Here is a 12132-nt window from a genome sequence, read left to right as displayed (position 1 = left end):
GTGTCGATATATGTTGTGTGCTGTCATTATTTATAAAACACTGTCATAAGAGCAATGATCGGTTGCCTTTATGACAGTGGGCTTTTCAGAAAAAATTTTGCGTGGTAGGTGTAGCGCGGAATATGGGTTTGATAGAAAGCAATACCCAAATTTGCACCTAATGCAAGTAAAAAAACTCTATAATAGTGGAAATATCCATACTATTATAGAGGATTTGAATTAGTTAAGCTATTGTGTTTCCTGCTCACCAATGCTCAATATTGATCTACAATACGCTTACTTATCAAAAAAGTAAAATACATCGAGATATTGGGGAATAAATTCCCGGGCAGCTTAACTATATGATATTTTCTTCCATTAAATGCTGCACAATCCTCTTCGTGTTTTTGCGATCATTAAACTTATTTATTTTTAAATATCTTTCTTGATACTCTTCTTCTAAAACATAATCGCGCTTGATTGCGTTTTGTACGAATCTTATCAACTCATCTGTTGAATTGGCGATTGGTCCAGGTGCATTTTCTTCATTGACAGGCGGGATTGCTTTATAGTTTGTAATTAAATAATCCTTTTCTTCCCAATAAAAGATGGGATAAGCTCCTCTGAAGATTGCATCATAAATAGCCGAAGAATAATCGGTAATAAAAACTTGTGCTTTTTTTAAAGCTTCAGAAGGGTTACTTTCAATGATATCCTTATATTCCGGAATGTTTTCGTATATGAATTGCGAAAACTTATTGTGGGGAACAATGATCAGTCGATCAAGAAGTTCTGCTTTCTTAAATGCTTCCACTACCTTCATAATGGATTTGTAATAAGATGTTTTCTTGATTTCATTGTTATATATTAATGCTTCCTCCCAATATCTATACGTTGGCATATAAGCAATTTTATCAGCATTTTCATCAAGCTTAGCAACATCTAATGTTGCCAATCCCGTTAGAATTAAATCTTGATCACTGTAACCCATTTTGTAAAATTCATTCGCTTCTAATTCTGAACTTATAACGGATTTATGCATATTATATAAATTTTTATCTTTATGGAATCCGTAAGCCATTGGGTTATCTACAGGCTTTGCGAACATGATCCCATGTTGCAAAAATATAAGGGGAACAGACATGATTTTACTGCGAATTTCATCAATATATAGGCGGTCATTTAACAAATGGTTAGAAAGTTCACTCGCAATAAAATAATTTGCTCGAAATATATTCAAATAATGTCTAAAACTGTATTTGGCAATAATGTTTGCTCCATATATTTCCCTCAATTCAGCATATCGATCGGAATGAGCGTTAATAATAAAATAGTTTTCAGATGTCGATGGATGATTCTTCATCACTTCTTCAAACACGCGAAATCCCGATTCATCTGCCTTTTCACTTTTCTTTTCAAAATAAAGATTGACATTTTTTCCCTTTGTAGGAAACAACTTCGATGTGAGGTGAGCAAGCTTAATTTTTACCCGGTTTATTAGTTTATACTCTTCAGTAAATGGAACAACGGTTGCTGTTAAGTTCCCACCCAGATTTGTTCTTATGACCATTAATTGATCACCATGCTTTTTAAAAGAAAGCGTGGTGGCCTTTTTATCTCTTTTTCTTCTTCTTAAATTATGAATGGGAATCTCTTCGTTGCCCACCAATAGGTTATTATGGATTCGCCCTTCTACCATTAAGGATTTTACAGGTACTTTAAATAGACCGAACCTTTGCAAATACTTTATTGACTTGAAGGGTCGAAAAAACTTCCCAATTTTTCTATCCGCATTCTGTAAATACAAATTTTCATATCGACCGTGCGCACGATAGGCATAGTGAGTCAGACGCCCGAAAACGTATAAATTCCTTTTAGTCAAGATCACCCTTAAGTTGGATTGATTTCCCGTAACCTTATATGGGTCACCTTTTACTATATAGATCCCTCTATGACTGCTAAAAATATAATAGCGCTTCTTATTTATACTAACAATGGATAATATGTTTTCTTTGTCTCCGTCTTTTACCTGATTATGGTTAAGGAGTTTATATCTCCTTCCTTTGGGAAGGGAAGTAAATTTCACTTCTCTTGAAGCATTTTCACTATTTATCTGAATCGTGTTTTTACTCAGTAACTTTATGTTCATATCTTTATGAGGTTTTACGATTTTTAAAAAGACTTTATCTGCAATAAACTCTTTACGAAACAAATCATATGTAATGACAATGTTGTATTTACTATAACTTATAATGGAAACAACGGTGTATCGAAACTCCGTGGTAGTAAATCCCATATCATATTGATAATGAAGCGGATTTTGGTTATTGGTGAGAAAGTCATCAATTATAAATAAACGTTCCCCATTTTGATCGACCATGCCTATTCGTGATGAGCCTATTTGATATATTTGTGCAGAGGCATAAAAGTTTTCAATATGATAGTTATAGTAATTTTCATTCGTGACATTTGCAGAGATTTCTTCCTCTTCCAGAATACAATAGATTATATTATTATACGCATATAATAAGAAAACAACATTCTGTTTAGGGATATACTTAAGAAACACCTTATCATCTGTTTCTAGTGTTGCTACCTGCTTTGGTTCATTCAATTGAAGAGATGCAAAGTGAATTTTATGCATTTTATTATCTATTTTTGAGTACAATTCTATTGAATCAGGATGGCTCTCAATCACTTCAAATGCGGAATCATAAATTTCCATTTAATCTACACTCCATTTTTTCGTTTGCATCAAAATTTTACAAAATTGTCTATTGACCATTATATTTTGATCATCCCCGCAACATTATACTTCCGATTTGAATATACCTTTAAACCGAGCGGATATGAGATGATTTGTCTCATCTAAAGCAAAATTTCATTTATTACTCTTTTACTTGCCTGACCATCTTCTAAGGAACAAAATCTCTCATTGAATTCCATTGTTACCTTTGAAGATGTATAACCATTTTCTTCTATCAATTTAATTTCTTTCATTAAGTCATCCGTGTTTTTAACAAGTGGACCTGGAGCTTTGTTTTCAAAGTCAAAGTAAAATCCTCTTAAATTATCCCTATATTCTTCTAAATCATACACATAAAACAACATCGGACGTTTAAGATTTGCATAATCAAAAAAAACAGATGAATAATCTGTAATCAACATATCTGAAATCACATAAAGTTCTCTTATATCCTCATGATTAGATAAGTCGATGACAAAATCCTCATTCCCAGATAAGTCTAGATTTTCAGAAACAAGATAATGTAATCTTAGAATTAAAATATATTGATCTCCCAAACGCTCTCTCATTTCTTCCAGATCTAAATGAAGGTTAAATTTATACTTTCCTTTTGAATAAAATTGATCATCCCTCCAGGTAGGAGCATATAAAATCACTTTTTTATTAAAAGGGATGCCTTCTCTCTTTTTAATTGCTAGAATTGTTTCTTCATTATTATGATTTATTAAAAAGTCATTTCTCGGATACCCTGATTCAACAATTGTTTTATGATAATCAAAAGCTCTAGTAAATATTTTAGTTGAGTATTCGTTAGGTGATATGAGAAAATCCCATTTCGCTGCTTCACGAGTAAAATTCTGTTTATATTTCTCTGTATTGGTTCCCGGCATATGTACCTCTTCTATATCCGCACCTAGCCTTTTTAGAGGCGTTCCATGCCATGTTTGAACATACATCGTATTTCTTGGTTTTGGAATCCATAATGGTAGCCTGGTGTTTACGATCCAATATCGGGCTCTAGCCATTTTTATTAACCATTGAAACGAGAAGCGCTGTAAACATTTTATATTGCGCATATTTCTAAATTGTTCCATATATCTCTTGTCAATACTCCAGTACATTTCATATTCAGAATGATGCTCTTCCAAGTACTCATATATCGCCCTTGGGTTATCACTATATTGCTTTCCGTGGAAACTTTCAAAAATAATAAGATCCTTGTTGGGGGGGAGTTGTCCAATTAGTTTAAAAACCATTTTATATAGAAACAGCATAAATTGACTGCGAGAAATTTTACTCCACAACGACGTCACTGTATCTCTTCCTCCTCTTTATTCCCATAAATTCAGCCGATTTCTTCTTCTCAAAACCAGCATTTTGTCGTTTTTCATCCGTTTATGCTAACGAATAAAAATATAGCTATCGAACAGGCATTAAAAGAAAACACCTCTAGGCTTGGCATCGTTAATCAACTGGAAAAAAGCTACCAAATTGGAGAGGTGTTTGATACAATAATAACGAAAAACAACAAAAATCGGCAACGGCCAAAGGAAATAGGCAATATGAAAGTATTTTTCGATTACAAACATTACAGTTGTGTTGATTTAGGAACCAATTCTTCGGATTGTATATTAAAGAACGGCTTATTTAAATAAGCCATAAAAATATGCAATTTTACCTTTGACGAATGTAACTGTTATTTGTATCATTATCATCACTAAAGCAATTATGTAAACATTAAGAGATCCACATACTTCTCTATTTTTTATAACTATGAATTTTGATGTGACACCACGGAAAAGGTATACTAATGACAAACTTCTTACGGAGGTTCCCAAATTGAAAAAAGCAATAACCTATGGAACATTCGATCTTCTCCATACAGGTCATATTAATATTTTGCGACGAGCGAAAGAGTATGGGGATTATTTGATTGTGGCCATTTCAACGGATGAGTTTAATGCGATTAAAGGTAAGAAGGCGTATTATTCCTATGAACAGCGTAAAGCCATTTTGGAAGCTGTCCGTTATGTGGATGAGGTAATCCCGGAGTATTCCTGGGATCAGAAAATAGATGATGTGAAGAAGTATGATGTTGATGTGTTTGTCATGGGGGATGATTGGCAAGGTAAGTTTGACTTTTTAAAAGAATATTGTCAAGTGGTTTATTTGCCAAGAACGGTTGGTATTTCCACAACAAAAATAAAAGAGGATTTGAATCAAACGAATAATGGTTAGAGAATTAGCAATTACTTTATATTTATGGGTCTTTCAGATTGTTTTCTCCCTTTTCAAGTTGTACCCTTTGAAAAAACAAGCAGCCTTTGTCGCTTCGTTTGGAGATAACGTTCTGTATACGGCGAGTGCCTTAGAAAAAATACATCCAGATATCCCGATTGTCATTTTGAAAACAAGTTCCTGTAAGCTGGATTTTGCAGGTTATCCTGATTGGATTATATTAAATTTTGAACCTACATCCCCTATCCATTGGTTGCGGTCGGTCTTTCACTTAGCGATATCGTCTCATATTTTCGTGGATAACTATTTTGGCTTTTTAGCGGCCGCGCCCTTTCGCAAAGAAGTAGCTCGTGTTCAATTATGGCATGCGGCTGGAGCGGTGAAAAAATTCGGGTTAAAGGATCCCTCTATTTACTACCGTACCCCTCGAGCTCAAGCCCGGTTTCAAAAAGTATATCAGCAACAGACTCATGTCGTTGTTGGTAGTGAGAAAATGAGTGAGATTTTCCAACAGAGCTTTGGGATACCTGCTGAACGGATTTTGCGAACAGGAATCCCGAGAACGGATTTCTTTTTTGATGAATTAACTCAGCAAATTGTTGAATCAGAGATAGCTTATCATTATCCCGTTATCCGAGAAAAACATGTGATTTTGTATGCCCCCACTTTCCGTGATGATCAAATGCATGTTTCTAAACTAGCCCTTGACCTTGAAAAAATGTATCAAGCGTTTAACGAAGATTATGTACTGTTTTTGAGATTACATCCTGCAATTCAAGCGGATTGGACAAATCATTATCCTGATTTTATCTATGATGTGTCTCATTTTCCTGATGTTAATCATTTATTGATGGTTACGGATATATTAATTTCAGATTACTCTTCGATTCCATTTGAATTTTCCTTATTACAAAAGCCGATGATCTTTTTCGCCTATGATTTAGAAGAATATAGCCGCACCCGTGGATTTTGGGAAAATTATGAGAACCTTGTTCCTGGACCGATTGTACAAACAACAGACGAATTGATCGAAAGCATTCAAAACCAAGACTTTCATTTACAACAAATCGAAGAGTTTGCCCAGGATTGGAATGAGTATTCAAAAGGAAAATCGAGCGAGCAATTAGTACATGCTTTATTCTCACCTTCCGAACAAAATTCACCTTCTGGATCTTTGGAGGGATAGCGAAAGGAGTCCAATATTGACTCCTTTTTTTATTGTATGAATCCCCAAGTCTTTTTCTCTAGTTACTTTTTTTACACGGTTTTACATGATTTGTCATCAAAATGTATTTTACCTAATCAGACTTTCATAGTATTATAGTTTGTAGTATATTTATTTTTCGTAAGCGCATTGTAAGAGGTAAGAGAAATTTTTAAAAAAAAGGAGTCTAATCCTTATGGGAAGACAACAAATAAAAGTGTCCAATAAGAAAATACGTAATAGACGCATTTTTTGGTTTTTGATTTTTCCGATTTTACTGGTAGCGGCTGGAGCTATTAGCTACGGAGTGCATATATATACAAAAGCAGAAGATATGATGGCTAATTCTTATCAAGATGATCGTGATGGAAAATCAGATTTACGTGATAAGAAAGTGGATCCTAAAATTGATAACGTGTCGATCTTATTTATCGGGATTGATGAAAGTGCAAAACGTAGTCAAGGAGAGAATACACGTTCAGATGCCCTGTTACTGGCAACCCTGAATGAAAAACAAAAGTCTGTGAACCTTTTATCCATTCCTCGTGATACGTATGCGTATATCGACGAGGTTGGGTATTCAACAAAAATTAACCATGCTCATAAATTTGGCGGGCCAAAGGCAACGATTGAAACGGTTGAGAATCTTTTGGATATTCCCGTCGATTATTATGTGCGTGTTGATTTTGAAGCATTCATGGAGATTATCGATGCCCTCGGTGGCGTGGAGATTGATGTACCATTTGCCTTTTCTGAACAAGATTCCAAGGATCGTGCTAATGCGATCTCATTGGAAGCTGGATTGCAGACACTGGATGGCGAAGAAGCTTTAGCCTTTGCTAGAACGAGAAAAATGGATAATGATATTGAACGTGGAAAAAGACAACAAGAAGTGATTAAAGCCATCGCCAAGAAGGCTGCATCAGGTACGGCAATTCCGAAATTTGGTCAGATCATTGATGCCATTGGAAACAATATGAAAACAAATATGACTTTTGATGAAATTAAAGCTTTTGCTGACTATGGAATTTCAGGAAATTTATCGATTAATACGATGACCCTTGATGGTTATGATGCCTATATTCCGAACAGTGCTGGTAATAATGTTTATTACTGGCAGCTTGATGAAGAAGCACTAACCGAAACCACCCTTGCCTTAAGACAACATCTAGGCTTAGAACCAGCAACCGACGTTACGAATAATGTTGCTGAACCTGCTCCTAATGAAGAATAACCAAGTCCTCCCCCACTTGCAAAAATGTGCAAGTGGGGGTTTTTAAATTGCTTTTTTGCTGTTAATGGCACGGCTCGAATTTTGTTTAATTTCCTGTGTATAAATAGCGTAAACCCTTTCTATTTTCCCTCTTTTTAGTATAATGAAGATAGAACTACACCTCGATTTATCCTCATTAAACTCTACAAAGGAAGTGTCACTATGCCTCTAGCACAGTTGGTTAGAGAAAGCCCTCCTGACTATATCCGGCACGATCAGCTATTCAAAGAATTGATTCATACGTTTTTCGAAGAATTCTTGGAGGCGTTTTTTCCTGAAGTCCATCCATTTGTTGATTTTCATGATCTAACGCCTTTATCAGAAGAAGTTTTTACCGATTTAATTGAAGGAGAAACGCGGAGGCTGGATATTGTCATCGAAACTACACTAAAAGGTACAAAATCAGTCATTGTCATCCATGTTGAACCGCAGAGCTCTCAGCAAACCTATTTTCATAAGCGCATGTATCAATACTTCAGTCTTCTGTATAACAAGTATAGGAAGCCGATTATTCCCATCGCTGTTTTTAGTTACGAGGAAAACTGGGAGAAGAATCAGTATACCATTGCCTTCCCTTTCTTTCATGTACTGACTTTTAATTATTTGACACTTCATCTGCGAAAACAAAATTGGCGAGCTTATATCGACTCAAACAATCCTGCAGCTGCAGCGCTTTTGAGTAAAATGGGATATACTGAAAAAGAAAAGGTTCAAGTTAAGAAAAGCGCAAGCGCCCGTTTAGCGACGTACAAACTTTTTAGGGGCCTGACGAGATAAAGGAAACACAGTGAGCCACGAAAAGCGGAAGGCGGTTGTTCAGGGGCGACAAGCAAATGTTCTGGAATCTGGAAGGGCGTTCTTTCCCTTCCAGAATTCCAGGTTATTTGACCTCGAGCCCCTACCGCCTGCAGCTAGACATTGAAAGGCGAGCTGATGTTGACTTATCGTAGGAAGGCACCGAAAGTTTGCTAGTCGCTGGGCGCTGGAGCTGGACCTGACATTAGCCAAAATTTCTTTCCTATCCTTCAAAAAGGAATTCCTCAGAATGCTTGTGAAAATGGAGCTGGATCCGGCCAGACAAAGATTGGTCTATGGATTTTTCGAACGCTATTTAACACTAGACGAAGAGGAGGAGAAACAATTGATGAACGAAATCAATTATATGGACGAAGCAGAAAGAATCAAAATTATGGAAATCCCCATTTCTTATGAAGAGAAAGGGATCGAGAAAGGGAAAGAGATCGGAGAAAAAAGTGGCAAGCGAAAAGTTGCTGTAGAGATGCTAAAAGAAGGGTTATCCAGCGAATTGATTGTTAAAGTAACGAAATTGAAAAAAGAGGAAATTGAAGAATTGAAAAAGAAGTTATAATTTTTATACGGGCCCTAGGCGGATCTTTTGCCGTGTTTAAAATGCAGAAGCAAAGGGAAAGGGGTTTTTGCTCCCTTTCCCTTTTGAAAGTCGTTTTAACTAAGAGTCTAATTCTTTGTTTACTTTTTCCGTTACCTCGTCTAAAAGTTCTTGTGGGGTGCCCTTTCCACGGGTTGCTTTTTCAACAGCATCTGATAATTCATTCCAATAAAGCGAACCTTCTTTAATCACCGGTCGATGATGAGCAACTGGTAACATCTCGATAAATTTTCCGAAGATAGGATCATCCTTATAGCCGATTTCTTCGTTAACGGAATCAATTGTTGCAAAAGCTCCACTTAATTCACTAAATATTTTTTGTCCTTCTTCACTTGCAAAAAATTTCATAAATTCAAAGCCAGCTTCTTTATTTTTGGCCCCTTTCGGCATAACAGCTGACCACCCCCCTGACCAAGTCGTGTGGTCTTGTCCAGATGGTGTGGGGATAGGGAAAACATCAAAATTTAAATCAGGTTTATATTTCTTTATATTTAATACATCACCAGGATTACTAACTTTCATGCTTATTTGCCCGGTAATAAAAGGGTCCATCGCGGCAGAACCTTGGGAATCTGTAAATCCTGCAATATCTTCCACATTATATTTTTTGGCAAAATCCACTTCCCATTGAAGTGCTTCTACAACCTTTGGATCGTTCGCTGTGACTTTTTTGGTTTCCTCATCATAGAAGTCACCACCAAAGGACCAACCCCAAGTATATAACCAACCTTGCGCATACCATGGAATAAATCCGACTCTTTCAAACTTATTCCCCTTCTTTATTGTTAGTTTTTCCGCCGCCTCTTCTAATTCCGCAATGGTTTTAGGTGGATCATTGGGGTCGAGGCCAACCTCCTTAAACTGATCAATGTTGAAATACACTAAGCGGGCATCCGTGGTGATAGGTAATCCATAAAGTTTGTCATCGTAATTCGCCTCATCCCAAGCAAAAGGATAAAATTTGTCCTTTGTGACCCCTTCCTTTTCCGCCATTTCGGTTAACTCTTCAAGTGAACCTTGATTCGCCCATGAACCAATTTCAAAACGGTCAAAGTAAGCCACATCTGGGGGATTTCCTCCAGCAATGGCTGCTAGTAGCTTTTCATTCTGTCCTTCTCCTTGGTTCGCCACATAGGTCGCATCAATTTTGATTTCCGGATGATTTTTTTCAAATGCCTCAATCACTGCGTTGATTGCCGTAAGCCCTTCATTCGTAAGCGGATGCCAAAGTTTCACCGTCGTCCTTTTATCCTCGGTTCCATTTCCACTAGAGTCCTTTGAAGAACAACCCGATAAAACTAGCGATACTAAGAGTAGACTAGACACAAGGACCATTCCAAATCTACTTTTCATTCTTCATCACCTCCAAAAATTTTCCAACATTTAAGAAGTAAATCCATATTACCGTCTATTCACATATCGACTTGTAGGTAGCCTTTCCCGTATCACCTGCCCTTCTTAGAAATTGACAGGGTATGGCTTTTTAGCCGTTATAGACTAAAAACTATCCTTTAATCCCACTAAACGTAATCCCATTAATAAACGTTTTTTGTAAGAAGAAGAAAAGAATAATGACAGGTAAAGTCATCATGGTCGCAACAGCCATCATCATGCCCCATTCAGAACCTTGCTGGTTTTGGAATTGTTGTAATCCAAGCGATAAAGTATAGGCAGATTCATCAGTTAGATAAAGAAGTGGGCCAAGGAAATCCGTCCAACTTGCCATGAATTGGAATAATCCGACTGCTAAGACTGCTGGTTTCGCTAGCGGTAACATAATTTGCCAATAGATTCGAAATTCACTAGCCCCATCGATCCTCGCAGCATCAATTAAACTTGCCGGTAATCCCATAAAAAATTGTCTTAACAAAAAGATATAAAGCGGCATCCCGAAAAAGGAAGGAACAATCAGTGGTAAAGGAGTTCCGACCCATCCCAGCTTATTAAACAGCAAAAACAATGGAATCATCGTCACTTGTGCCGGAATCATCATCACTGCAATCGTAATCACAAAAAGTACATTCCTCCCCCGCCACTGTAATTTTGCAAAACTATAAGCGATCAATGGACAGGATAAAACAACTCCAAGAGTACTGAATAAAGTGATGACAGCCGTATTTTTTAAATACGTGAAAAAGGGAATATGTTCCATCGCATTGATATAATTACTCCACTCAAATGGTCTTGGAATCCATTCAGGTGGAAAGGTGAATATTTGCGTTAGCGGTTTCAAAGAAGTTGAAATGAGCCATAAAAACGGAATAATAAAGAATAATGAAGCGGCTATTAATAATATGTGAGTGATGACTTTACTCGCTCGAATTTGCATATGAACCCTCCTACTCCCCTTGATAATGAACCCATCGTTTTGACGTCAGAAAGATAATCCCGGTTAAAACCATAATAATCACAAAGAGAATCCAAGCCATTGCCGAGGCGTAGCCCATTTTAAAATATTTAAAACCATTGTCATAGAGATACATAACATAGAATGTTAAAGAATTAGCCGGAGATCCTTTTCCTTGTGTTAGCGTATATGGTAAGGTAAATTGCTGAAAAGCCCCGATTACTCCCATCACTAAGTTATAAAAAATCACAGGCGATAATAAAGGTAATGTAATGTTTAATGTCTTTTGAAACCAATTCGCTCCGTCCACGTTAGCAGCATCATAGTAATCTTGCGAGATATCGGCAAGACCAGCCAAATAAATCACAACAGCCTGTCCGATTCCCCATAAAGACATAAAAATCAAAGATGGTTTTGACCACACTTCACTTCCTAACCAAGAAGGCCCTTCAATCCCGATTGAACTAAGGAAGCCATTGACTAAACCAAATCCAGGGTTTAACAACCACATCCATAGAACCGCCAATGCAACCTGCGGGACCAAGGTTGGCAGGAAGAAAATTGTCCGATAGATCGCCATGCCTTTTACCTTTACGTTTAACATCATTGCTAAGCTAACACCGAACAGGATACTTAATGGTACAAATAAAACAGCAAAATATACGGTGTTATAGATTGATTTCCAAAAGAGACCATCGTGCATTAAATCCTTATAATTTTGCAATCCAACAAAGTCTCCCGGCTGTAAAATACTGTATGTTGTAAAACTAAAATAAATCGAAGCAAACAACGGAAAAGCAAAAAATAATATTAAGCCAATTATCCAGGGTGAAGCAAATAACCAGCCATGCCATTCAATATTTCGTTCATAACTAGAACGTTTTTTCGGTTTGTTTACCCTTGCGGTGGTGGCTCTTTTTTTAACGGTTGATTCCAT

Annotated in this window: 9 protein-coding genes and 1 pseudogene; 5 read left to right on the top strand and 5 right to left on the bottom strand. The window is 36.7% G+C overall.

What is annotated here, in order from left to right; genetic code table 11:
- Positions 1-337: 337 nt before the first annotated feature.
- Positions 338-2704: a CDP-glycerol glycerophosphotransferase family protein gene (locus KI363_RS07810; RefSeq protein ID WP_212966027.1), complete on the bottom strand. Its 2367-nt coding sequence runs from the start codon at positions 2702-2704 to the stop codon at positions 338-340.
- A gap of 143 nt (positions 2705-2847) precedes the next feature.
- Positions 2848-4056, bottom strand: a pseudogene (locus tag KI363_RS07805) (CDP-glycerol glycerophosphotransferase family protein); the annotation flags it as partial.
- A gap of 508 nt (positions 4057-4564) precedes the next feature.
- Here KI363_RS07805 and tagD point away from each other — a divergent pair.
- The 5 genes from tagD to KI363_RS07780 all read left to right on the top strand — a co-directional run bounded on the left by tagD (position 4565) and on the right by KI363_RS07780 (position 8809).
- Complete coding sequence (tagD, locus tag KI363_RS07800) at positions 4565-4963, top strand: glycerol-3-phosphate cytidylyltransferase (RefSeq protein ID WP_212966026.1); 399 nt, start codon at positions 4565-4567, stop codon at positions 4961-4963.
- Between the two features lie 67 nt (positions 4964-5030).
- Positions 5031-6149 carry a CDP-glycerol glycerophosphotransferase family protein gene (locus KI363_RS07795; protein ID WP_212966025.1) on the top strand — a complete coding sequence of 373 codons (1119 nt, stop codon included), beginning with the start codon at positions 5031-5033 and terminating at the stop codon, positions 6147-6149.
- A gap of 214 nt (positions 6150-6363) precedes the next feature.
- Positions 6364-7401, top strand: a complete 1038-nt coding sequence (locus KI363_RS07790; protein ID WP_212966024.1) for an LCP family protein — start codon at positions 6364-6366, stop codon at positions 7399-7401.
- A gap of 201 nt (positions 7402-7602) precedes the next feature.
- On the top strand, positions 7603-8217 hold the full coding sequence (locus tag KI363_RS07785; RefSeq protein ID WP_212966023.1) for an RpnC/YadD family protein: 615 nt from the start codon (positions 7603-7605) through the stop codon (positions 8215-8217).
- Positions 8218-8485: 268 nt separating this feature from the next.
- Entirely contained in the window at positions 8486-8809 is a 324-nt protein-coding gene (locus tag KI363_RS07780) for a hypothetical protein (RefSeq protein WP_212966022.1), read from the top strand.
- 99 nt (positions 8810-8908) lie between these two features.
- On the opposite strand, the gene KI363_RS07775 is transcribed toward KI363_RS07780, so the two are convergent.
- The 3 genes from KI363_RS07775 to KI363_RS07765 form a co-directional block, all read right to left on the bottom strand.
- Positions 8909-10201 carry an ABC transporter substrate-binding protein gene (locus KI363_RS07775; RefSeq protein ID WP_212966021.1) on the bottom strand — a complete coding sequence of 431 codons (1293 nt, stop codon included), beginning with the start codon at positions 10199-10201 and terminating at the stop codon, positions 8909-8911.
- A gap of 151 nt (positions 10202-10352) precedes the next feature.
- Positions 10353-11177, bottom strand: coding sequence for a carbohydrate ABC transporter permease (locus tag KI363_RS07770; RefSeq protein ID WP_158320758.1), 825 nt, complete (start codon positions 11175-11177; stop codon positions 10353-10355).
- A gap of 10 nt (positions 11178-11187) precedes the next feature.
- Complete coding sequence (locus KI363_RS07765; protein WP_158320757.1) at positions 11188-12132, bottom strand: carbohydrate ABC transporter permease; 945 nt, start codon at positions 12130-12132, stop codon at positions 11188-11190.

The sequence above is a fragment of the Lederbergia ruris genome, from assembly GCF_018332955.1.
Lineage (GTDB): Bacteria > Bacillota > Bacilli > Bacillales > Bacillaceae_C > Lederbergia > Lederbergia ruris.
This window is presented reverse-complemented; position numbering and strand designations above follow the sequence as displayed.

Coding starts and splice junctions, on each gene's coding strand:
- KI363_RS07810 (WP_212966027.1), bottom strand. CDS start 2,704: ATGGAAATTTATGATTCCGCATTTGAAGTGATTGAGAGCCATCCTGAT.
- KI363_RS07790 (WP_212966024.1), top strand. CDS start 6,364: ATGGGAAGACAACAAATAAAAGTGTCCAATAAGAAAATACGTAATAGA.
- KI363_RS07785 (WP_212966023.1), top strand. CDS start 7,603: ATGCCTCTAGCACAGTTGGTTAGAGAAAGCCCTCCTGACTATATCCGG.
- KI363_RS07780 (WP_212966022.1), top strand. CDS start 8,486: ATGCTTGTGAAAATGGAGCTGGATCCGGCCAGACAAAGATTGGTCTAT.
- KI363_RS07775 (WP_212966021.1), bottom strand. CDS start 10,201: ATGAAAAGTAGATTTGGAATGGTCCTTGTGTCTAGTCTACTCTTAGTA.
- KI363_RS07770 (WP_158320758.1), bottom strand. CDS start 11,177: ATGCAAATTCGAGCGAGTAAAGTCATCACTCACATATTATTAATAGCC.
- KI363_RS07765 (WP_158320757.1), bottom strand. CDS start 12,132: ATGGAATCAACCGTTAAAAAAAGAGCCACCACCGCAAGGGTAAACAAA.